16 protein-coding genes are annotated in these 21,894 nt (G+C 72.1%); 11 read left to right on the top strand and 5 right to left on the bottom strand.

Features of this window, described 5'->3' with window-relative positions; genetic code table 11:
- The 5 genes from ACFFRH_RS07160 to ACFFRH_RS07180 all read left to right on the top strand — a co-directional run bounded on the left by ACFFRH_RS07160 (window position 1) and on the right by ACFFRH_RS07180 (window position 4,606).
- Window positions 1-1,230 carry an ADP-dependent glucokinase/phosphofructokinase gene (locus ACFFRH_RS07160; RefSeq protein WP_344747418.1) on the top strand — a complete coding sequence of 410 codons (1,230 nt, stop codon included), beginning with the start codon at window positions 1-3 and terminating at the stop codon, window positions 1,228-1,230.
- Window positions 1,227-2,195 (top strand): class I mannose-6-phosphate isomerase, encoded by a 969-nt coding sequence (locus ACFFRH_RS07165; RefSeq protein WP_344747417.1) that lies wholly within the window; start codon window positions 1,227-1,229, stop codon window positions 2,193-2,195. The genes ACFFRH_RS07160 and ACFFRH_RS07165 overlap by 4 nt, the downstream gene beginning before the upstream one ends.
- A gap of 157 nt (window positions 2,196-2,352) precedes the next feature.
- Complete coding sequence (locus ACFFRH_RS07170; RefSeq protein ID WP_386155163.1) at window positions 2,353-2,772, top strand: YchJ family protein; 420 nt, start codon at window positions 2,353-2,355, stop codon at window positions 2,770-2,772.
- Window positions 2,773-3,104: 332 nt separating this feature from the next.
- Window positions 3,105-4,331 carry a glycosyltransferase gene (locus ACFFRH_RS07175; RefSeq protein WP_344747416.1) on the top strand — a complete coding sequence of 409 codons (1,227 nt, stop codon included), beginning with the start codon at window positions 3,105-3,107 and terminating at the stop codon, window positions 4,329-4,331.
- A gap of 89 nt (window positions 4,332-4,420) precedes the next feature.
- The gene (locus tag ACFFRH_RS07180) at window positions 4,421-4,606 is read left to right on the top strand and encodes a hypothetical protein (RefSeq protein ID WP_344747415.1); all 186 of its coding nucleotides are present in this window, start codon (window positions 4,421-4,423) and stop codon (window positions 4,604-4,606) included.
- A gap of 191 nt (window positions 4,607-4,797) precedes the next feature.
- On the opposite strand, the gene ACFFRH_RS07185 is transcribed toward ACFFRH_RS07180, so the two are convergent.
- On the bottom strand, window positions 4,798-7,797 hold the full coding sequence (locus ACFFRH_RS07185) for a galactose-binding domain-containing protein (RefSeq protein WP_344747414.1): 3,000 nt from the start codon (window positions 7,795-7,797) through the stop codon (window positions 4,798-4,800).
- Window positions 7,798-8,163: 366 nt separating this feature from the next.
- Here ACFFRH_RS07185 and ACFFRH_RS07190 point away from each other — a divergent pair, with 366 nt between their 5' ends.
- The 3 genes from ACFFRH_RS07190 (at window position 8,164) to ACFFRH_RS07200 (ending at window position 13,451) form a co-directional block, all read left to right on the top strand.
- Window positions 8,164-9,513, top strand: a complete 1,350-nt coding sequence (locus ACFFRH_RS07190; RefSeq protein WP_344747413.1) for a DUF1996 domain-containing protein — start codon at window positions 8,164-8,166, stop codon at window positions 9,511-9,513.
- 328 nt (window positions 9,514-9,841) lie between these two features.
- Window positions 9,842-12,394 carry a glycoside hydrolase family 3 C-terminal domain-containing protein gene (locus ACFFRH_RS07195; protein ID WP_386155167.1) on the top strand — a complete coding sequence of 851 codons (2,553 nt, stop codon included), beginning with the start codon at window positions 9,842-9,844 and terminating at the stop codon, window positions 12,392-12,394.
- A gap of 7 nt (window positions 12,395-12,401) precedes the next feature.
- Window positions 12,402-13,451, top strand: coding sequence for a LacI family DNA-binding transcriptional regulator (locus ACFFRH_RS07200; RefSeq protein ID WP_386155169.1), 1,050 nt, complete (start codon window positions 12,402-12,404; stop codon window positions 13,449-13,451).
- Window positions 13,452-13,579: 128 nt separating this feature from the next.
- On the opposite strand, the gene ACFFRH_RS07205 is transcribed toward ACFFRH_RS07200, so the two are convergent.
- The 3 genes from ACFFRH_RS07205 to ACFFRH_RS07215 all read right to left on the bottom strand — a co-directional run bounded on the left by ACFFRH_RS07205 (window position 13,580) and on the right by ACFFRH_RS07215 (window position 16,186).
- Window positions 13,580-13,975 carry an STAS domain-containing protein gene (locus ACFFRH_RS07205; RefSeq protein ID WP_386155171.1) on the bottom strand — a complete coding sequence of 132 codons (396 nt, stop codon included), beginning with the start codon at window positions 13,973-13,975 and terminating at the stop codon, window positions 13,580-13,582.
- A 342-nt stretch (window positions 13,976-14,317) separates the two neighbouring features.
- Window positions 14,318-14,686 (bottom strand): STAS domain-containing protein, encoded by a 369-nt coding sequence (locus ACFFRH_RS07210; RefSeq protein WP_386155173.1) that lies wholly within the window; start codon window positions 14,684-14,686, stop codon window positions 14,318-14,320.
- A 57-nt stretch (window positions 14,687-14,743) separates the two neighbouring features.
- The gene (locus tag ACFFRH_RS07215) at window positions 14,744-16,186 is read right to left on the bottom strand and encodes an LCP family protein (RefSeq protein ID WP_386155175.1); all 1,443 of its coding nucleotides are present in this window, start codon (window positions 16,184-16,186) and stop codon (window positions 14,744-14,746) included.
- 129 nt (window positions 16,187-16,315) lie between these two features.
- On the opposite strand from ACFFRH_RS07215, the gene ACFFRH_RS07220 reads away from it, so the two are divergent.
- The gene (locus tag ACFFRH_RS07220) at window positions 16,316-17,347 is read left to right on the top strand and encodes a glycosyltransferase family 2 protein (RefSeq protein ID WP_386155707.1); all 1,032 of its coding nucleotides are present in this window, start codon (window positions 16,316-16,318) and stop codon (window positions 17,345-17,347) included.
- 69 nt (window positions 17,348-17,416) lie between these two features.
- Here the strand turns inward: ACFFRH_RS07220 and ACFFRH_RS07225 are convergent, their stop codons facing one another.
- Window positions 17,417-18,967, bottom strand: coding sequence for an SDR family oxidoreductase (locus ACFFRH_RS07225; protein ID WP_386155177.1), 1,551 nt, complete (start codon window positions 18,965-18,967; stop codon window positions 17,417-17,419).
- Window positions 18,968-19,122: 155 nt separating this feature from the next.
- Here ACFFRH_RS07225 and ACFFRH_RS07230 point away from each other — a divergent pair, with 155 nt between their 5' ends.
- Both ACFFRH_RS07230 and ACFFRH_RS07235 read left to right on the top strand, forming a co-directional pair.
- Window positions 19,123-20,976, top strand: coding sequence for a CDP-alcohol phosphatidyltransferase family protein (locus ACFFRH_RS07230; RefSeq protein WP_386155179.1), 1,854 nt, complete (start codon window positions 19,123-19,125; stop codon window positions 20,974-20,976).
- 275 nt (window positions 20,977-21,251) lie between these two features.
- On the top strand, window positions 21,252-21,875 hold the full coding sequence (locus ACFFRH_RS07235; protein WP_386155182.1) for a DUF5941 domain-containing protein: 624 nt from the start codon (window positions 21,252-21,254) through the stop codon (window positions 21,873-21,875).
- The last annotated feature ends 19 nt before the right edge of the window (window positions 21,876-21,894 follow it).

Below are 21,894 nucleotides of genomic sequence, written 5' to 3' on the forward strand. Positions count from 1 at the left end.
ATGGCCGACGCGTCCCGTGTAGTCCTCGGCCTCGGCGGTTGCGTCGACTACGAGCTGACGCTCACCGCAGGTGTCCTGGAGCGCTTGGTCGCCGACCACGGCATCGTCGCCGCGGAACTGGCCTCGCCGCCGGCCACCGTGACCGGTGAGCGGGACCTCGTGGTGTCCATTCTCGGATACGTGGCCCGGGGCCGTGGTGGCGAGCACTTCGTCGCCTCCGCCCCGGCGCTGGAGTCCTTCGCCGGCCGGTTCCCGCACCGGGTGACCCTGGGCGGCACCTCGGTGCGGGCCGGGATCCTGATGAGCCGGCTGGGCGTGCCGTCGACGCTCCACCTGGTCAGCGTGAACGACACCTTCCGGCGGCTGCTGCCGCCGGACGGCGACCACGTCTCCAGCGGCGTCGAGGACACCTTCTACCCCCACCTGATCGTCCAGTACGACCAGGGCCTGCGGGTCCGGGCCGGTGACCTTGACATCACCGCGCCGTTCCCGAACCGGCTGATCTACGTCAACGACCCGGCCAACGGCGACATGCTGCTCACCGGCGACCTGGGCGACCGGCTCGCCACGGCGGACGTGTTCCTCGTCTCGGGCCTCAACGCCATGCAGGACGAGGAGGAACTCGACCGGCGGCTCGCCGAGCTGCGCTCGCACATGCGGCGGCTGCCGCGCGGGGCGGTGACCTACTTCGAGGACGCGGCCTACCACGAGCCCGCCTTCAGCCACCGGGTCCGGGACGCGCTGCTCGACGAGATCGACGTGTACGGGCTGAACGAGGACGAGATGCAGTCGTACCTCGGACGCCAGGTCGACCTGCTCTCGGCGGAGGACGTCGCCGCCGCGCTCACGGCGCTGCGCGAGCTCATCCCGGTGCCGACGCTGGTGCTGCACACGAAGTACTGGGCGGTGGCGTCCGGGACGCGCGCGGGGGAGTACGCCGACGCCCTCGACACCGGAACCGTGATGGCCGCGACCCGCTATTGCCACGGCGACGATTTCACCGACGAGGACGTCGACCGGCTGCGCCGGCGCCCGCGACGGCCTGAGTCCGTCGCCTTCGCGAGGGCGCTGCACGAGCGGATGGGCGACACCGTCCACTGCGTCCCCGGATTCTCGCTCGACGTCCGCAACCCCACGACCGTCGGGCTGGGCGACACGTTCGTCGGCGGCTTTCTCGCCGCGCTGGCCCGTGGGGAAGCTCGCAAGGAAGCTCCTGAGGAAGACCGATGACCATCGAGGCGTTGCCCGCCAACCAGCCCGAGACGTTCTACCGCGGCGCCGGCCGGATCGCGGGGTTCCGCGGCGCACCGGCGCTGCCCGATCGCCCCGAGGACTGGGTGGGCTCGGTGACCAGCCGGTTCGGGCACGCCCCTTCCGGGCTGACCACCCTGCGGGACGGCCGCGTGCTGGCCGAGGCGATCGCCGCCGACCCGGAGTGGTGGCTCGGTCCCGGGCGCGCTGACACCGGGGTGCTGGTGAAGCTGCTCGACGCCGGGCAGCGGCTGCCGTTGCACGTGCATCCGGACCGCCGCTTCGCGAACGCGCACCTGGCCTCGCCGTACGGGAAGACCGAGGCCTGGGTGATCGTCTCCGCGCGGCCCGGCGCGTACGTCCACCTGGGTTTCGCCCGTGACGTGGAGGCGGGCGAGCTGGCCGGCTGGGTGGCCGGCCAGAGGATCGAGCAGATGCTCGCCGCCACCAACAAGGTCCCGGTCGCGGCCGGCGACGCGATCCTCTGCCCGGCCGGACTGCCGCACGCGATCGGCGACGGCATCCTGCTGGTCGAGGTCCAGGAGCCGACCGACTTCTCCGTGCTGCTCGAGTACGAGGGCTTCGGCCTGCCCGGCGGCCACCTCGGCCTCGGCTACGACCTGGCCCTGCGGTGCGTCGACCGCGACAGGTGGACGCCGGCGCGCCTCGACGGGCTTCGGGGGACTCCGGCGCGACTGCTGCCCGAGGCCGCCGACGAGTTCTTCTCCGCCCGCCGCGTGCGGGGCGGCGACCGCCTGGACCAGGGGTTCGGCGTCCTGGTCGTGGTGGCCGGAGAGGGGAGGCTGACCGGCGAGAACGACGACCTGCCGCTCCGGCGGGGGGACACGCTGCTGGTTCCGTACGCCGCGGGTCCGCTCCGCCTGGACGGCCCGGTCGAGGTGATCCGCCTGTCGGCGCCCGCCGCCCGGCGCCGCACGCCGTAGGCCCTTCGGGGCGGCGGTCCCGAACGGGAGGAGGCGCCGACGCCTCCACCGAGACCGGGAACGAGTGCCGGGGGCATGTCCCGCGGGTCGCGGGTGCCGCCGGGCCGAGGCGGGCGCCGGGAACGGGCCTGGTGGAGCGCGCGGGCATACTGGGGACGTGCCACGACGTGATCCACGCTCCCGAGTCCGTTCCGCGCCCGCGCCCGGCACCTCGTGTCCGTGCGGGCTGCCCGCGCCGTACGGGGACTGCTGCGGACGGCTGCACCGCGGGACGGCGTCCGCGCCCACGGCCGAGGCGCTGATGCGGTCGAGGTTCAGCGCCTTCAGCGTCGGGGACGCCGGGTATCTTCTCCGCACCTGGCATCCGTCGACGCGCCCACCGGCCGTCGAGCTCGACGGTTCGATCCGGTGGACGCGGCTGGAGGTGCTGGAGACGACCGGCGGGAGCGCCTTCCACACCGAGGGCACCGTCCGCTTCCGCGCCCACTACGTCGAGCGCGGCGAGCCGGGCCACATGGAGGAGCACAGCCGCTTCGCCCGGCACGCGGGCGGCTGGGTGTATGTCGAGGCGCTCTAGGAATCGCTGTTCGGTACGTCGCGGCGTCCTGGGGACCTCGGTTCACCACGTCATGGACGCGGCGGTCACGCCCGGCGCTCGTGAGGCGAATCTCCACGTCAGGCCCCTGGAAATCCCCGATCTCCTCGCCACTTTCAACGTATAGCGGACAGGGGGGCTTGCGGCAAGGCCCCGGTGACGGGCCAGAATTCGGGCCCGTGAGCCGAACCGGCACCCGGCGAGCGGGGACGGGCGCGTGTGCGGGCTCACGTCGACCATGCCCCGGCCGGCCATGCCCCGGCCGACCGTGGCCGTCGTTGTCGCTGTCGCGAGGAGCGAGAAGGGGAGTTTCGATGCGTGTTCTGCTGTCGACGATCGGGTCGCGTGGCGACGTCCAGCCGGTGGTGGCGCTGGCGGTGCGGCTGAGGGACCTCGGCGAGGAGGTCCGGGTGTGCGCGCCCCCCGACTTCCGCGACTGGATCGGTGGTCTCGGGATCCCGTTCACGCCCCTCGGCCCCGAGCTGCGCTCGACCGGGAAGGCCGACCCGGCGGCGGCCCCGCCCTCGCCCGAGCGGCGGCGCCGGATGGTGGAGACCTCGATCGCCGACCAGTTCGAGACGCTGTCGGCGGCTGCCGAGGGCTGCGACGTCATCGTGGCGGGCGGGTACCTGGTGGTGGCCGCCCGCTCGGTGGCCGAGCGGACGGGGATCCGCTACGTCTTCACCGCCTACTGCCCGGTGGCCCTGCCCTCCCCGCACCACGCGCCGCCGCCCCTGCCGATGCGGGGGGACGCGCCGGTGGACGGCACGGCCGGCAACCGCGCGCTCTGGGAGCAGGACGCGCGACGCTGGAACGACACCTTCGGCGCCGCTCTCGACTCCCACCGGGCCTCGATCGGCCTGGCCCCGGTCGGCGACGTGCGAGGTCACATGTTCACCGACCGGCCCTGGCTCGCCGCCGACCCGGTGCTGGGGCCCTGGCCCGAGCCCGGGGACCCGGACGTGGTCCAGACGGGCGCCTGGATCCTGCCGGACGAGCGTCCGCTGTCCGCGGAGCTGGAGGCTTTCCTCGACGCCGGTGAACCGCCCGTCTATTTCGGCTTCGGCAGCATCCGCGCCCCGCACGACCTCGGCAGGACGATGGTCGAGACGGCCCGCGCGCTCGGCCGCCGCGCGGTCGTGCTGCGGGGCTGGGCCGGCCTGGCACCGCTGGACGACGAACCCGACTGCCTGTCCATCGGGGAGGTGAACCAGCAGGCGCTCTTCCGGCGGGTCGCCGCCGTCGTGCACCACGGCGGCGCGGGCACCACCACCGCGGCCGCGCGGGCCGGGGCGCCCCAGGTCGTCATCCCCCAGCACTTCGACCAGCACTACTGGGCACGGCGGGTCGACGACCTCGGGGCCGGGACCGCGCACGCGCCCGGCGCGCCGACCACCGGCTCACTGACCGAGGCTCTCGGCCGCACCCTCCGGCCGGAGGTGGCGGCCCGCGCCCGATCCCTCGCCGGCGCGGTACGCACCGACGGCGCGGACGTCGCCGCGCGGCTGCTGGTGGCCGTGGATTCCCGGAGCCCGTCCTGAAACGGACGGATCGTTTCCCGACCTCTCCGGCATCGGAACGATCTCCATGACGGCTCCGGACCTCATCGCCGTCGGTGTCCTGCCCTAACGTGTTCTCTCATGTTCAGACCCCCGCGCTGCTGGAACTCGTGAAGGGGAACGGCGACTACAACTACGAGAAGGACCGCCGGTTCGCCAAGGGCAAGAACATCGTCTACTGGCTCGACCGCGGTTTCAGGAGCGGCGACCCCGGCTCCTGCAAGACCTGGACGGTGCCCTCCTCGCGCGTTGCCTGACGGCCGGGACTCCAGGCCTCACGGGGCCTCCGCGGAACTTCCGAAGGGCTTCCGGGAGGAGGCCGATGACACGCCGCCCGGTCAGTGACCTGGGCGGCGTGTCATCGGAACGGGCCGTCACCCGCGTGTGCGGCTCCATCGCGGGCCGGACGCGGTGAGAGCGGAACCGCCGATCGAATTCGTACGAGGAACTAGCTGTAGACGCCGAACTCCCAGAGCGAGTAGCCGTACGCCGTGCCGCGCTGGGTGAGGTTCACCCGGACGTACCTGGCCGACGCGTTTAGGTCGACGGAGTCGAACCCGCCGTCGCCGGTCGTGGTCGAGTGGACGGTGGTCCAGGTCGAGCCGTTGGCGGAGGTCTGGATCTGGTACGCCTTGCCGTAGGCGCCCTCCCAGCCGAGCTGGACGTGCCTGATCGTGGTGGTCGCGCCGAGGTCGACCTGGATCCACTGCGGGTCGGCCCACTCGCTCGCCCACCGGGAGGTGAAGCTGCCGTCGGTGGCCCGGTTCGCGGTGAACGGGCCGCCGTCGCCGGTCGGCTGGTAGGAGGAGGCGGTGGTCGGCTTGCCGAGTGCCACGTTGGTCCCGGCGACCGTCGGCGGGACGACGCGGAACGACCGCTGCTCGATGCCCGCGTTGCCGTGCCCGTCGAAGGCGTACACGTACACCTTCCACACGCCCATCTGCTCCGGTGCGGTCACCGTGAACCTGCCGGGGCCGGTCTGGACGAACCTGACGTTGTCGAAACCGCGGTTGCCGTTGACGTGCTTGTTGCTGAACATCAGGTTGTAGCGGATCAGGTCGCTGTTCGGGTCGGTCGCGGCGACCTCGACGGTGAAGGTCTTCCCGGCCTGGACGGCGGTCTGCGAGCCGACCGTCATCGAGGTGATCTCCGGAGGGGTGTTCGCCGAGGGCTGCCCGGTGTACGCCGCCTTGAGCGCGTGGTAGCCGTGCCTGCGCCAGCCGCCGGTGGTGGTGTTGAGCCACACCCCGCCGAAGTCGTTCTCCAGGCCGTAGTGGAACTCGGTCGCGCCGAGCGCGACGCCCGGGTGACCCTTGATCGCGTTCCAGCTCGCGGTGTACTGGTCCCGCTTCTGCAGGTCGGTCGGCTCGTTGGGGACGCCGTTGACGTCGTTGGGAACCTCCCACTCGCCGTCGGGCCCGGCCTCGGTGACGATGTACGGCTTGGTGTACCCGCCGCTGGTCCAGTCCTGCTTGACGGTGTGGATGGCGCCGTAGGAGTTGACCGCGAGCAGGTCGAGGGCGGGGGAGTGCGCCTTGTAGTAGGTCCACGCGTGGGTGTAGGCGTCGGTCGAGGTGACCGGGTGGTTGGGGTCGGCGGCGTGGATCGCCTGCGCCACCTCGTTGACGAACTTCGCGTACGCCACCCGCCGCTGCTCGACCACGTCGGCCGGCAGGCCGTGGTCCTGCATGGTGAGGATGACCTCGTTGCCGACGTCCCACATGAGCACGCCCTGGCGGTTCTTGAGGGCGTTGACGCGGGCGACGATCTCGTTCTTCACGCTGTTCTTGTACGCGGTGTCGTTGACGTAGTCGGCGCCCTGGTTGAGCCAGTGTCCGACGATGACCTTGATGCCCTGCTGGGCGGCCCTGTCGAGCAGCGTGGGGGTGTGGGTGTCGTCGACGCCCCAGGTGCGGATCGTGTTGACGCCCATGGCCGCCAGGTCACGCATGTAGCCGTCGGCCGCGGCCTGCGGCGGGCCGTAGGTCAGGCCCTTGACCACGTACGGGGCGCCGTTCACCTGGAGCTGCCAGTTGCCCTGCGAGCCGGTCACCCTGACCGTGCTCGGCCCGGCCGGGGTCGCCGGGTCGGTCATCGCGGCGGGGACGGTGCCGGCCTGCCTGGCGACCGAGATCCGGTCCACGCTGAGCACTCCGCCGGAGGTGGTGGCGGCGGTCGGCGTCGTGGTTCCCGCGAGCGCGTTGGGCAGCGAGCCGCCGACGGCGAGGTCGAGGCGGAGGTAGAAGCCGTGGTGCAGGGCCGCCCTCCACGCGGTGACGCCGACCTGGCTCTGGCGCACGACCCAGGTCTGCCGGCCGTCGAGGTAGAAGCGGATCTCCTCGTCGGTCTTGGTGCGGTCGATGACCTGCGCGTACTCGTGGTAGCCGGTCTGGCAGCCGTCACAGGTGGCGAAACCGCTGGTCCGGCCGTTGTACTCGTTGCACACGCCCTCGGGCGCGGTGCCGCAGTGCAGGGTGTTGGCCAGCTGGCCGCGGCCGTTGACGCCGGTCATGATGTCGGTCTCGCCGATGGACGGCCAGTTGTTGTAGTTGCCCCGGTAGGCGGCGCCGGTCGCCCGGAAGCCGGGCCAGTAGCCCAGGGCGTTCGCGACGTCGGGCTGCTTGAGCCGGGCGCTGAACCTGAGCAGCTCGCCCGGCTGCGGCGCGAAGTCGGTGCGCTGGGTCTCGATCCGGCCGGAGGTCCAGTTGCCCGCGCCGTCCCTGATCGCCTTGATGTTCAGGTTGCCGGTGCCGTCGAGGTAGACGTTCGCCGTCGAGGCGCTCATGGTCTCGACCTCGCCGGTGCCCCAGTTCGCGGCGCCGCCGGGGTAGGAGGTGCCGGTGCGCAGGATCCAGTCGGCGGACGAGGGGGAGGTGCCGGCCGAGCCGTTGAAGTCGTCCTTCCACACCTCTGTCCAGGTGCCGGGCTCCTCCGGCTCCTGGGAGCCGCCCGTGCTGCCGTAGACCTGGAACTCCCACAGCGAGTAGCCGTAGCCGGTGCCCCTGGCGGTGCCGTACATCCGCACGTACCGGCCCGAGCCGGTCACGTCCAGGGTCTGGGTGCCGCCGGTGCCGGTGGTGGTCGAGTGGACGTCGGTCCAGGAGGAGCCGTTGGCCGAGGTCTGGATCTTGAAGGCCCTGCCGTACGCGGCCTCCCAGGTCAGCACCACCCGGCTGATCGTGGCCGTCTCGCCGAGGTCGACCTGGAGCCACTGCGGGTCGCTGAACGCGCTGGCCCAGCGGGTGCCCGTCAGGTTCCCGTCGACCGCCAGCGACGCGACGTAGCCGGCGCCCTCGGACGACGAGGCCGTCGCTGTCTTGCCCTGCGACAGCAGGCCGTCGGCCGCCGCCGCGGGGCCGGTGAATGCCAGCCCGGAAAGGACCAGTGCCGCCAGAGCGGCGATGACCAGGCCCAACCGGAAGCGGCCCGAACTACGAGCTGGATACACGATCTCTCCTCGAAAGGGGGATGCCCGCCAGGGGACGGCGAGGGGGGAGAGCGCTCTCCGTAACCGAGGGTGCTCCCGTGGATCGAGCGGTGTCAAGGCCCTTCTTTCCGTGAGGTCGAAACGCGCTGCTCACGCACCGGAAACTTCTTCCCGGTGGACATATCCCTTCAAAGTCCACCTTCTCGCACGTCCGCCGACACGTCCGCGGCGAGGAGGCGGGCGTGCCCCCGTGTCGGTGACGTGAACGGCGGGTTTCAGATTGGGTTGGCTCTCGTCTTGACAATTCGCAACAGGGAGGATCAACCTCGTAGGAGAGCGCTCTCCCTGTGCCGTTCCCAACGGCCGCCCCCTACTGAAGGAGAGGCAATGCGCCCATCCCGAAGTCCAGTCAGATTCCGCCTGGGACTGGTCGCCGCCGCAATCACCGCGCTGGTCGCGGCCGGTCTGGCGATCATCTCCCCCGCCAGCGCGGCGGACGGCCTGATCTCCCAGAGCCGGCCCGCGACCGCCTCATCCTCGGAGGGAGGCGGCTACGGCGCCGGCGCCGCCTTCGACGGCAACAACGGGACCCGCTGGTCCAGCGCCGCCGCCGACCCGCAGTGGCTCCAGGTCGACCTGGGCGGCACCGCGACGATCTCCCAGGTCGTCCTCAACTGGGAGGGCGCGTACGGCAGGTCGTTCAAGATCCAGACCTCGGCCGATGGCTCCTCCTGGACCGACGTCCACTCGACCACCACCGGCACCGGCGGCACCCAGACCCTCAACGTCTCGGGTTCGGGCCGGTACGTGCGGATGTACGGCACCGCCAGGGGCACCGGCTACGGCTACTCGCTGTGGGAGTTCAAGGTGTACGGCACCGGCGGATCCCCGGTCACCCCGAGGCCGAAGCCGACGTTCACCGACGAGGTGACGCACCACGAGTTCCAGGCCAACTGCTCCCCGACGGCGAACCGGCCCGACGACCCGATCATCTACCCGGGCCTGCCCGGCGCCTCGCACATGCACACCTTCGTCGGCAACAGGACGACCAACGCGAGCAGCACGCAGTCGTCGCTCCTCGGTGGCGCCACCTCGTGCACCAACCCGCACGACAGGTCGGCCTACTGGTTCCCGAGCTTCTACAAGGGCACCCAGCTGATCGAGCCGACCGGCAACCAGGTCATCTACTACAAGTCCGGCATCCTCAACTACTGGGAGGTGCAGCCCTTCCCGCAGGGCCTGCGCTTCGTCGTCGGCAGCCCGACCGCGACGCTCGCCGAGTTCCGCGACTCGCCGGGCGCCGTCGAGGGCTTCGAGTGCGGCGACATCTCCAAGAGCTGGGACATCCCGACGTCCTGCGTGGCGGGCAGCCAGGTGAACGTCCGCTACCAGGCGCCGAGCTGCTGGGACGGCGTGAACCTCGACAGCGCCAACCACAAGAGCCACATGTCCTACCCCGTCGGCGGCTACTGCCCGCCCAGCCACCCGGTGGCGGTGCCGATGCTGGAGTTCAAGATCGCCTTCCCCGCCAGCGGTGACCTGTCGCAGGCGAGACTGGCCAGCGGGCGCGGTTACACCTGGCACTACGACTTCTTCAACGCCTGGGACAACCCCGCCATCCTGGACGCCCTGGTGACCCACTGCATCAACGGTGGCCTCCAGTGCAACCCGCGCGGCTACGACCTGTACAAGCCGCACCGCGGCGCCGCCCTCACGGAGAACTTCGAGCTCCCCTGACCTTCCCTGACCCTCCTTGACCGCATGTGCCCGGCTCCGGCCCGCGGGTGCCCCGGACTCCGGCACCCGCGGGCCGGGGCCGGGCACGTGCTTTTCTCGACACGGGGCCTTTCCCCGGACGAGGGCCTCAGGTGTGACGGGGCCTTTCCCCAGACGAGGGCCTCAAGCGTGACGGGGCCTTTCCCCGGATGACGGCCTCAGGTGTGACGGGGCCTTTCCCGGACGGGGGCCTCAGGCGTGTCCGCTCCCGGACATTTACCGGACATTGACAGCGCGGGACCGCCGTGACGTACTGGAGAGCGCTCTCCGACAGCGAAGGGAAACACACGTGGGCATCGACGAGCTCGACCGGCTGGTGGAGAAGCTGGACCTGGAACGCAAGGTACGGCTGCTCACCGGGGCCACCGTGTGGTCCACTCACGCGGAGCCGGGCATCGGGCTGCGGGCCATGGTCACCTCCGACGGCCCGGTCGGCGTGCGCGGGGAGGGCTGGGACGAGCGGAGCACCTCCCTGACCCTGCCCTCCGCGACCGCGCTGGCCGCCACCTGGGACGACGACCTGGTGGAACTGCTGGGCGGGCTGCTCGCCGACGAGGCGCGGCGCAAGGGGGTGGACGTCCTGCTCGCCCCGACGCTCAACCTGCACCGCTCGCCGCTCGGCGGGCGCCACTTCGAGTGCTACTCCGAGGACCCCCTGCTGACCGGCAGGATCGGCGCCGCCTGCGTCCGGGGCGTCCAGTCGGGCGGGGTGGCGGCCACCGCCAAGCACTACGTCGCCAACGACTCCGAGACCGAACGGCTCACCCTCGACGCCCGCGTCGACGAACGGACCCTGCGCGAGCTGTACCTGGCGCCGTTCGAGGCCGCGGTGGAGGCGGGCGTCTGGGTCGTCATGTCCGCCTACAACGGGGTGAACGGGACCACGATGTCGGAGAACCCTCTCCTGGCCGACCCGCTCAAGGAGGTCTGGGGGTTCGACGGGGTGGTCGTGTCGGACTGGGGCGGCGTCCGCTCCACCGGTCCCGCCGCCCGCGCCGCGCAGGACCTCGCGATGCCGGGACCTGAGGGCACCTGGGGGGAGACGCTGGTCGCCGCGGTGCGCGCGGGCGAGGTGCCGGAGGCCGCGATCGACGACAAGGTCCGGCGCCTGCTCCGGCTGGCCTCCCGGGTCGGCGCGCTGGACCTCGCCGCCGGAGCCCATCCCGCCCTCCCCGGCCCCGCCGACCGGGGAGAGCGCGCTGAGCAGGAGAAGCAGGAGGAACAGGAGAAGCAGGAGGATCACGACGTGGAGGAAGGGCGCGAGGCCGCGCGTGCGCTGCTGCGCCGGGCCGTCGCCGCGAGCACCGTCCTCCTGCGCAACGAGGACTCGCTGCTCCCCCTGGACCCCTCGCGCCTGCGCAGGGTCGCCGTGCTCGGCCCGAACGCCGCCACCCCCCGGATCCAGGGGGGCGGCAGCGCGGGCGTGTTCCCCGTGTCCGTCGTGTCTCCCCTCGACGGCATCCGCGAGGCCCTGTCCGGTACGGCGGAGGTGCTCCACCGCCCCGGCCCGCACCTCGACGACCGGCCGACCCCGCTGGGCACGGACAACGCCCGCGACCCCCTGACCGGCGAGCCCGGCGTCCTGGTCCGGCTGCTGGACGCCGCCGGAGCGGAGGTCCACGCCGAGCACCGGCTCACCGGCCGCATCCTGGAACCCGCCCGGATCGACGCCGCCGCGACCGTCGAGATCCGCGCCCTGCTGAGCCCGGAGGTGGACGGGCTGTGGGAGCTGGCCGTCGCCGGATGGGGCCACGTCCTGCTGGAGGCGGACGGCCACGTCCTGGTCGACGAGGAGGTGGAGCGTGACACCGACGACCCCGCCACCGTGCACCTGTCCCCGCCGTACCGGCGTGCCCGGTTCCCCGTGACGGCGGGCCGGGACGTGGAGCTCGTCTCCCGGCGGCGGCTCGACCCCGGCAGCGGGATCGCCTCGGTGCTGGCCGCCGACCCGCCCCGGCGCGCCGACGAGGTGGAGCTGGCCGCCGCGGTCGAGCTCGCCCGTACCTGCGACGCCGTCGTCGTCGTGGTCGGCTCCACGGAGGAGATCGAGAACGAGGGCACCGACCGTACGCACCTGGAGCTGCCCGGACGCCAGGACGAGCTGGTCCGCGCGGTGGCCGCGGTCAACCCGGCGACCGTCGTGGTCGTCAACTCCGGTGGCCCCATGGTCCTGCCGTGGCGCGAGGAGGTGCCGGCCGTACTCCTGAGCTGGTTCCCGGGGCAGGAGGCGGGACACGGTCTCGCCGACGTCCTGTTCGGCCGGGCCGAACCCGGCGGCAGGCTGCCCACGACCTGGGCCGACAGGGCGCTCGTCTCCACCGTCCCCGAGGACGGGACGCTCACCTACGCCGAGGGCCTCGACATCGGGTACCGCGCCTGGCTGCGGCGGCCCGCCCCGCCCGCGTACTGGTTCGGGCACGGCCTCGGATACACCTCCTGGTCCTACGAGGACCTCTCCGTGCCCTGGGACGTCTCCCCGGAGAGCGCGCTGCCCGTCCGGGTACGGCTGCGCAACACCGGCGGGCGCGCCGGTCGCGAGGTCGTCCAGGTCTACCTGTCCCGGCCGGAGACGGGCGTGACCCGTCCCGCGCGCTGGCTGGCCGGATACGCCCTCGCCGACGCGGGGCCCGGTGAGGTCGTCGAGGTCACGGTGGACGTCCCGGCACGGGCCTTCCTACACTGGTCGGCCGAGCACCACGCCTGGCGGGCCGAGGAGGGCGCCTTCACGGTGCTCGCCGGCCGCTCGGCCGCCGACCTGCCGCTGAGCGCCCCGGTACTCCTCGGCGCGGAGCCGCCGACCTCGCGAGACTCCTCGGGAGAGCGCTCTCTCGCTGTGCTATAAAAGCCCTATGAGCGAAGGCCTACCGCGAGTGTCGGCACCCCCGACCTTGGAGGATGTGGCGCGGGCGGCAGGAGTCTCCCGTGCCACGGTCTCGCGCGTGATCAACGGGATCCGCAATGTCGACCTCGCGATCCAGGAGAAGGTCAAGCAGGCGATCGCCCTCACCGGCTACGTCCCCAACCAGGCCGCGCGCTCCCTGGTCACCCGGCGGACGGGGACGATCGCCCTGATCGTCTCCGGAGCGGGCAGCAGCGAGGAGAGCCCGTTTCCCGGCCATGTCTTCGCCGACCCGTTCTTCGGGCGCGTGGCCGGGGGTGTCGTCGGCTTCCTGCGCCCGCTGGGCATCTACCCGATCCTGATGTTCGCCGACACCCCGGAGACCCGCGACCAGGTCATCTCCTACCTGCGCCGGGGCAACGTCGACGGGGCCATCCTGGTCTCCATCAGCGCCGAGGACACGTTGCCCAAGCTGCTCGCCGACGCCTCGCTGCCCGCCGTGCTCTTCGCCAGACCGGCCCGGCCGATCCCGATCAGCTACGTCGACGTGGGGCACCGGGCCGGGGGCAAGCTGGCCGCCGACCATCTCGTCGCCCGGGGCTGCCGCAGGCTGGCGACCATCTCCGGCCCGCTCGACGTCCCGGCCAGCCAGGACCGCCTGGCGGGCTTCCAGGAGGCGATGGCCGTGCACGGCCATCCCTACATCCCCTGCGCCGAGGGCAACTTCACCCTCCACAGCGGCGAGGTGGCGATGGAACGGCTGCTCGCCGACCATCCCGACATCGACGGCGTCTTCGCGGCCAACGACCTGATGGCCCAGGGCGCCCTGCTGGTGCTGCGCCAGCACGGGCGCAGCGTGCCCGGCGACGTGGCCATGGTGGGTTTCGACGACAGCAGCGCGGCGCTGGCCTGCCGCCCGCCGCTCACCACCGTCCGCCACCCCGTCGAGGACATGGCCGCCGAGATGGGACGGCTGCTGCTCACCCACATCGAGCACCCGGACCATCCGGTGACCTCACGGATCTTCGAACCGACCCTGGTGATCAGGGAGTCCGCCTGATCGGGGCGGACCGGCCGGTCCCGGGCCGGGAACCTCGCCGGACGGGTGGCGCGGTCCGGAGGCCGCGGGACCGGACAGCGGGACGGGAACGGCCGGTACGGCCGCTCCGCGGGGTGTGGGGCCGACGTCTAGCGGTCGGCGAGGGGGGTGGCCGTCTGGACGTGCGAGGCGCCCTCGGGACAGCCCGGTGGAGGGCTCATCGCCCCGGTGCGGGAGATCACGGTGAAGGACGCGTCGAGGTTGGTCAGCTTCAGGAGCTTCAGGACCACCGGCGGGGCTCCGGCCAGGAGCAGGGGTGTGTCGTGCTCGCGTGCGTACCGTTTGACGGCGATCAGCGCGCTCAGGCCGCAGGCGTCGATGAAGGTGACGCCGGCCAGGTCGATGATGACCGTGCCGGGGCGGGCGTCGATGACGTCCTGGGTGAAGGCCGACAGGTCCGGCCTGGTGGCGAGGTCGAGCTCGCCGGCCACCGTGATGACCACGAAGCCGTTCGCGTGCTCGCTCGTGAGTTGAAGTGCGTTCATCGCCCACTTCCCTGCAGGCTCACGTGAATGTACGTATCCGGCCAGGGGGTGTCGTTCGGACGCCCGGCCTCAGATCGTCGCCTCCCCGGTCGCGTCGTGCGGGCGCGGAGGGGGTGGACCATCTGAAGCCACGATACTCCCTAACGGTGCGAATCATCGCTTTCCGTGATCGTATAGCTTCGAAGCGAAGTGTAGATGCCAACGTGCATATGTTCCAGCTATTCGAGGAAACAGCTTTGTAGCCTAGCCCGCGCGGGGGTGTCGACGCGTGGGAAAGCCGGTCCCCGAGTGACGGGGGAGGGGCGTGAGTCGACCGGGAAATGTGCCCTGACCTGCGAAGATTCAGCCCGAGGAGTGGCTGGGGGCCATGGCGTCGAGCGCCTCGCGCAGGTTGTCCCGCGTCTCGAAGTGCCGGTCGAGATTGGTGATCGTCAGCAGGTGGGTGATCATGCCGGGGCTCACCACCAGCATGAGGCGGCCGTGGGCCTCCTTGAGGCGGGTGAGCGTGCCCACGATCACCCCGAGTCCCACCGAGTCGCAGAACGGCACCCCTGTCAGGTCCATCACCAGGTTCGGATTTCCCGCGTCCCGCAGGACGTGGTCGATCTCCGCGCGCAACCGGGGAGCCACGGCCATGTCGAGCTCGCCCGTCGCCCGCACGACCGCACAGGTGCCGCTGCGCCATGTCTGAACATCGAATGTCGAGATCACGATCATCACCTCCGTGGCTTTCTAGCTGCCCTGACAGAAGGTTGTTATGCACATAACTCACTTTTTGCAGATGTTGTCCGTTGCCGTCCTTGCTGTCGGAGTCGCGACAGGTGCGGCGCTCGGAGTGGGAGAGGCGGCCGCCTCCTTCACGGTGACCTTCTTCGCCGGGGCGTGCTTCCGGCCGACGACAACCTCGATCTTGTCGCCGAGGCTCTCCAGCGGGCGCAGCTCCGCCCCGGGCAGCGCGGCGGCGACGGTGCGCGCCGAGTCCTCGCGGCCGGGGCCGTACCGGATGACGGTCTTCTCGAAGTCCTTCTGCGGGGTGTTGCCCGGGGTCTCGGGCACCAGGAAGCCGACTCTCTGCAGGTCGGCCCTGGTCTGCGCGCCCAGGCCGGTGATCGTGGTGCCGTTGAGCACCCTGAGGGCGATCCGTGACGGCGCGACGGTGAGGGCGGGAGCCGAGGGGGAGGCCGCCGGAGTGGGGGTGGACTTGCCGGGCTTGGCGGGTTTGGTGGGCTTGACCAGCGTCTCGTCGGCGGCGATCCTGCGGAACAGCTCCTTGGCCGCCTCCTTGTCCCAGAGCACGGCGGACTCGCCGGTCGGCGTCTTGTAGTCGACGTCCGCGAGCGGGACCGTGGCGAAGGCCACGTCGTCGGTGGAGACGTCCTTGAGCTGGTCGGCCAGGCCGAGCAGGTCCCCGCGGAGCGCGTCGTCCACCCGGATCGTGTCGAGCGTGGTGTCGACGAACGAGGCGAGCCTGATCGGGTTGGTCAGCGTCTCGCCGCTGAGCGCCTGGTTCAGCAGCGCGGAGATCACCTGCTGCTGGCGGTCGATGCGGTCGAGGTCGGAGCGGGCGGTGGCGCGGGTGCGGGCGTAGGCGAGGGCCTTGACGCCGTCGAAGGAGTAGGTGCCCGGCTGCAGGTCGAGCGCGGTCTTCGGGTCGTTGATCGGGACCGGGGTGCAGACCGAGATGCCGCCGAGGGCGTCGACCACCTCGATGAAGCCCAGCACGTTGACCTCGACGTAGTGGTGGAGGGTGAGCCCCGTGGCGGTCTGCACCGTGCGCGTCGCGAGCTTCGGGCCGCCGAGCTGGTAGGCGGCGTTGATCTTGTGCAGGCCCTTGCCGGGGATCGTCGTCCAGGTGTCGCGGGGGAGGCTGACCACGGTGACCTTGCGGTGGTCCTCCGACACGTGGATCACCATCATGGTGTCGGTGCGCTCGCCGGTCTCGCGGCCCAGCTTGAGCTGGTTCTGCTGCTTACGGGTGAGATTGTCGCGCTTGTCGACGCCGACCACCAGGATGTTCATGGCGCCGGTGCTCGACCGCGACCCGGGAACCCCCGCGTCGACCGCCTCGATCTTCGTCGTGGCGTAGTTGGTCAGCGCCCACGTCACCCCGGAACTGCCCAGAACCAGGCACGAGAGCGCGCCGGCGATCACGAGACCGCGCCGCCTGGTGCGGGCGCCCCTCGCCGACCTGCGGTCACGCCTCGGGGTCACCCGAACGCTTCCGTAGGCGTCGCCGCCTACGTGCACACCCGAATCCTCCTCCGGGTCGCGCATGCATGGCCCCCTAGGCTCCAGCTGGGTCGATGAGGTACCCGTTCGTACAGTAGCGTGAGCGACGCCATGAAGCAGTTCCCCGACTCGCCCGCGCCGGCGTCGTCTTCCGAGACACGTGTCTGGCCCCCCATCTCCATCGTCATCCCGGTGCTGAACGAGGAGCGCCACCTGCGGGAGGCGGTGCGTCAGGTGCTCTCGCAGCGGTACGCGGGACCGATCGAGGTCGTGCTCGCGATCGGCCCCTCCCGCGACCGTACCCAGGAGGTCGCCGACGAAATCGCCGCCGACGACCCCCGTGTGGTCGTCGTGCCCAATCCGACCGGCCGCACCCCCAACGCGCTCAACGCCGCCATCGCGGCGTCCGGCAACGCGATCATCGCCAGGGTGGACGGCCACGCGATGCTCCCCGACGACTACCTCCAGGTCGCGGTGGAGACCCTTGAGGAGACCGGCGCCGACAACGTGGGCGGCGTCATGGCGGCCGAGGGCGTCACGCCGTTCGAGCAGGCGGTGGCCCGCGCGATGACGTCCAAGATCGGCGTCGGCGGCGCCCGGTTCCACACCGGCGGCACCGCGGGCCCGGCCGACACGGTCTACCTCGGCGTGTTCCGCCGTTCCGCGCTGGAGCGGGTCGGCGGCTACGACGAGCACTTCCAGCGGGCCCAGGACTGGGAGATGAACCACCGCATCCGCGAGACGGGCGGCCTGGTCTGGTTCCAGCCCCGGATGCGCGTCTCCTACCGGCCGAGGCCCGACCTCAAGGCGCTCGCCAAGCAGTACTTCCACTACGGCCGCTGGCGCAGGGTGGTCGCCCGCACCCACGAGGGCACGATCAACCTGCGCTACCTGGCGCCGCCCCTGGCCGTGCTGGCCATCCTCGCGGGCCTGGCGGTCTCCCCGTTCTTCTGGCCGGGGCTGCTGATCCCGGGCGGCTACCTGGCCGCGATCCTGGCCGGTTCCGCGGTCACCGGCAGCGGCCTGCCCGCCCCCGCGTTCGCCCGGCTGCCGCTGGTCTACGTCACCATGCACATGTCGTGGGGCTGGGGCTTCCTGACGAGCCCGAGAAGGCTCGGCAGGCCCGACCGCGCGAGCGGCTGACCCTCGCCGGAGCGCGCCGCCGGGGCCACACGCCGACCAGGGCTCTTACCGGCCGGAGGCGGGTGACGGTCAGGGGCGGGCGTCGACCACCTGGCCGGTGACGCCGGAGGCGAGCACGTCCAGTGAGGTGCGGGCGACGGCGTACGGGGCGGACGGGCCCGACGGTGCCGTGGCTTCGGCCCTCCCGGGATCCACGCAGTTGACCCGTACCCCGTACCCGGCCCATTCCTCCGCGAGCGCCCGGGTCAGGCCGGCCACGGCGGCTCCCGCGAAGGAGCGCAGGCCGTCTCCCGTTCCGTCCTGGGCGCGGGAGGGGGCGTGGAACAGCAGCTGTCCCCGCGTCTCGCGGAGATGGGGGAGGGCCGCCCTGGCGACGGTGACCGGGCCCAGGTGGTTCACGCTCACGGTCTCGGCGATCGCGGTGTCGTCCACCGCGTCGATCCTGCCCGGCGGCGCGCCCGCCGCGCTGACCACGTAGTCGATCCCGCCCGTCTCCTTGACGACCCGGGCGAGCGCGTCGGCCACCGCCCGGAAGTCGTCGACGCGGACCCCGTCCGGAGCACCGGAAAGACCCTGCGTACCGGGAAGGCTCGGCGTACCGGAAAGGCCACGCAGGCCGGGAAGGGCCTGCGTCCCGGAGGAGCCCGGTGTCGCCGGGGAGTGCGGTGACACGGGGGAGTCCGGTGACACGGGGGAGTGCGCCGGTCGCGGGAGGCCCGGTGAACCCGGGAGGGCCGGTGAGCCCGAAAGGGGGAACACGCGGGCGCCGTGGCGCCCGGCCAGTTCCGCCACCTCGGCGCCGGCGGCGTCGTCCGCGCCGAAGACCACCACGGTCCTGCCCTCCAGCGCGTCGCGCAGGGCGGTGCCGGAGCGGGCGGGGACGTCGCTCGCGGCGAGCCGGAGGAGCTTGTCGGCGACGAAGAGGTCCACCGGGTGGGTGACCTTCATGTTCCGCTCGCTGCCCGGCACCACGTGGATCGGCACGTCGGGCAGGTAGCGCAGCACCACCCCGCAGTCGTCGGTGGGCGGCCGGTCGGCGAAACCGGGATCGGCGAAGGCGCGCTCGTACGCCTCACGGATCACCGAGAGCCGGAAGCACTGCGGGGTCTGGACGCGGCGCAGGCGGGCCCGGTCGGGGACCTCACTGACGATCTCACCGTGCGGTCCCGGCGAGGTCACCACGATCGTGTCGGAACTCGGGATCGCCACCTCGACCGCCGAGAAGGTCCTCAGCGCCTCGACGCAGTCGGCGATGATCCTGGGCTCCGCCAGCGGGCGTACGGCGTCGTGCAGCAGCACGAGGCACTCTCGCGTGCCCAGCGCCCGCAGCGCCCGCCAGGTGGTCTCCGGGCGGCTCGCGCCACCCTCCAGGATCCTGCCGACCTTCGTGAAGCCGTTGCGCTCGACGATCCGTTCCACCTCGCCGGTGAAGCCGGGCGCCATCAGGACCATGATCTCGTCGATCTCCGGTGCCCCCTCGAACAGTGCGAGGGTGTGTTCGAGGATCGTCCTGCCCGCTATCTCCAGCAGTTGCTTGGGGGTGTCGTGGCCGACACGCCGGCCGACGCCCCCTGCCAGGACCACACCGACGGTTCGGGGACGCGGTTCACGTTCGGCCACGATCAGATTCCTTTGACAGTTCGGATATGGCGAGCGTAATGGGTGCGTACCCGATCGACCGGCGTGCTCCCGTGCTATCCCGTCAAGATCTAGCTACGCTGAGTGCGCACTCCCCGATTCGTACGGTGATCCCGTCGGATACGAAGGAGCCCGGATTGCCTGACTCTCACGCCCTCGCCTCGTCCGACGCCTCACAGGCGGTCGCGGTCGTGCTCGCCACCACCGAGGCGTCCGGCCTGCGGTGTTCCGGCGGGACCCTCCTCGACAGGCTGACCGGCCAGCTCGCCACGCTTCCCGTACGGGACGTGCACGTGGTGGCCCGTTCCAGCGACATCATCCACGCGTCCGGCGGCACCCACATGATCGGGGCCGAGGGGTCGAGGGGGCTCGCCGACGACCTGCGCAGGATCGCGAAGGTGGCCCGCTCGTCCATCGGCCCGGTGCTGGTGGTCACCGGTGACCTGGTGGCGCACACCGAGGCGCTGGCCATGCTCGTGGAGCACCCGGCCCGCGACACCGCCGCGCTGGTGAGCGAGGGGGACCGGGTGGACGAGGCCCCGGGGCCGACGCGCCCGCCGGTCAGGACCGACGGCAGGTCCGTGGTGACCGCGGGCACCTCCTTCCACGAGGTCGGCGAGAGCAACGGCACCTTCAGGGGCGCGCTCCAGATCGGCGTGTCCGACCTCGCGGGCTTCGCCGAGACCGTCGAGACGCTCGCCGAGCTCGCCGAGGCGGGCGCCTTCGGGACGATGGACGGCGGCGAGGCTCCCGGCCTGCTCCTGGTCGGCCTGGTCCGCTCCGGCGCGCAGGTGCGCGCGGCCAGGCTCGGCCGTCTGCACGCCGACCGGATGGCCGGGCAGGCGGAGGCCGACGTGGCCGTGCCCCGGCTGGCCGAGGTCGACGAGAACGAGGCCCGGCTGGACGCCGCGGTCAAGACCAACGACGGCTTCTTCGCCACGTACGGCGTGAGCTCCTGGTCCAGGCACGTCGTGAAGGCGGTCGCCGCGCTCGGCCTGACACCGAACGCGGTCACCGGCATCTCCGTCGGCTTCGCCATGCTCGCCGCGATCTGGTTCTCCGTGGGCACCCGGCCCGGCCTGGTCGCCGGGGCGGTCCTGCTCTACCTGTCGTTCGTGTTCGACTGCGTCGACGGCCAGCTCGCCCGCTACACCAGGACCTTCTCACCGCTCGGGGCGTGGCTGGACGCCACCTTCGACCGCGTCAAGGAGTACGCCGTCTACCTGGGCCTCGCCATCGGGTACGCGGCCGGGCTGGACGTCGCGGGCGGCGGCCCGGACGGCATCTGGGCGCTGGCGGTGTCCGCGATGATCCTGCAGATGCTCCGTCACATGATCGACTTCTCGTACGCGGGGGCGCGTGCCGACGCGAGCCGGGTGGGCGCGGCCTGGGCCAGGGCGGGTTCGCTGGCCGACCCGGCCGGTGAGGCGAGGCGGTCGGTGGCGCCGCGGTGGCCGGAGCGGCGGGCCGCGTTCGCGGGTGCCGACGCGGGGCGGACACCGGGCGCGGGCGAGAGCGGAGGCGGGGGAGCCGGCGCACCGGTCGCCGGTGCCGGAGGCGAGAGGGCTGGACCCGGGGGCGAGCGGACGACGGGTGCCGGAAGCGGGCAGGCGGGCTTCCCGGAGCAGGCGGGCTTCCCGGCGAGGACGGACTCCTCGGGCGGGGCGGGCTTCCCAGGGAGGACGGACTCCGCGGGCAGGACGGACCTCGCGGGCAGGACGGACTTCCCGGGCGGGGCGGCCACCGGTGACGGCGCCGGGCCCGGGGCGGGCAACGCGGTCGTGCGGCTCTCGCGGGCGATGGAGAAGGCGTCGCCCACGCGCTGGTTCAAGAAGATCATCGTGTTGCCCATCGGGGAGCGGATGGCCCTGATCGCGGTGACCGCCGCCCTCTTCAACGCGCGGGTGACCTTCGTCGCGCTGCTGCTCTGGGGCGGGATCGCCGCCCTCTACATCCTCTTCGGCCGGACGGGCAGGTCGCTCAGCCGATGAGTGGGGCGGCGGGGTCCGTGACGGCGGGGCGATGGGATCCGTGACGGCGGGGCGGCGGGGTCCGTGACGGGCGGGACGGACGGCCCGGAGCGGCGGGGCCGTGACCGGCGAGACGAACGCCTCGGAGCGGCAGGGACCTGCGATCGGTGAGACGAACGCCCCGGGTGGCAGGGGCCGCGATCGGAAAGACGAACGACCCGGAGCGGCCCGGAGCGCGGGGTCGGTGACCGGCGGGACGGATCTCCCGCCGGGCGAGTGGGAGAACAGGTGCGATCATGATTTCTGTGCATATGGCGCCGGTGCCGCGGAGTGCCGTGGTCGCCTACCGGGACGACGGGGTGCTGTCGAGGGGTATGGGCGCCCTGGTGGCCGGGCAACTCCCGCCGCTGCCGCCCGCGATCGTCGGGATGTTCGTGACCGGGGTGCTGCTGATGGTCGGCGTGGCCGGCACCGACGGGCCGGCGGTGTTCGCCCCCGCGGTGGCGCTGCTGCTGGCCGGTCTCGGAAGCTCGCACCCGCACGACGGCCGGCTCGACTGGCTGGTGCCGCCGGTCTTGCGCCTCACCGAGTACGGCTTCGTGGCCTCGGTGGGCTTCGCGCACGACGTGCCGCCATGGCTGATCTTCATGCTGCTCGGCGCGATGGCCTTCCACCACTACGACGTCGTCTACCGGCTGAGGCAGCGGGTCTACCCGCCGTCCTGGCTGGCCACATCCGGCCTCGGCTGGGACGGCCGCATGCTGCTGATCGCCCTCGGCGGGCTCGCCGGGCAGGTCACGCTGGTGTTCGCCCTGCTCGCGCTCTACCTGTGGTGCCTTTTCTCCTGGGAGAGCGTCACCTGCTGGCTGGCCGCCCCGAGGGTCGGGGTGGACGCGGCCGACCTCGGCGCACACGATTGAGAACGTCCGGCGAACCCTC

Origin of the sequence: Streptosporangium vulgare (assembly GCF_042428775.1) — a bacterium.
GTDB classification, from domain to species: domain Bacteria; phylum Actinomycetota; class Actinomycetes; order Streptosporangiales; family Streptosporangiaceae; genus Streptosporangium; species Streptosporangium vulgare.

What these genes read in the sequence shown, in the direction of transcription:
- ACFFRH_RS07160 (WP_344747418.1), top strand. Translation starts at nt 1, where the DNA reads ATGGCCGACGCGTCCCGTGTAGTCCTCGGCCTCGGCGGTTGCGTCGAC.
- ACFFRH_RS07165 (WP_344747417.1), top strand. Translation starts at nt 1,227, where the DNA reads ATGACCATCGAGGCGTTGCCCGCCAACCAGCCCGAGACGTTCTACCGC.
- ACFFRH_RS07175 (WP_344747416.1), top strand. Translation starts at nt 3,105, where the DNA reads ATGCGTGTTCTGCTGTCGACGATCGGGTCGCGTGGCGACGTCCAGCCG.
- ACFFRH_RS07190 (WP_344747413.1), top strand. Translation starts at nt 8,164, where the DNA reads ATGCGCCCATCCCGAAGTCCAGTCAGATTCCGCCTGGGACTGGTCGCC.
- ACFFRH_RS07200 (WP_386155169.1), top strand. Translation starts at nt 12,402, where the DNA reads ATGAGCGAAGGCCTACCGCGAGTGTCGGCACCCCCGACCTTGGAGGAT.
- ACFFRH_RS07205 (WP_386155171.1), bottom strand. Translation starts at nt 13,975, where the DNA reads ATGAACGCACTTCAACTCACGAGCGAGCACGCGAACGGCTTCGTGGTC.
- ACFFRH_RS07220 (WP_386155707.1), top strand. Translation starts at nt 16,316, where the DNA reads ATGAAGCAGTTCCCCGACTCGCCCGCGCCGGCGTCGTCTTCCGAGACA.
- ACFFRH_RS07235 (WP_386155182.1), top strand. Translation starts at nt 21,252, where the DNA reads ATGATTTCTGTGCATATGGCGCCGGTGCCGCGGAGTGCCGTGGTCGCC.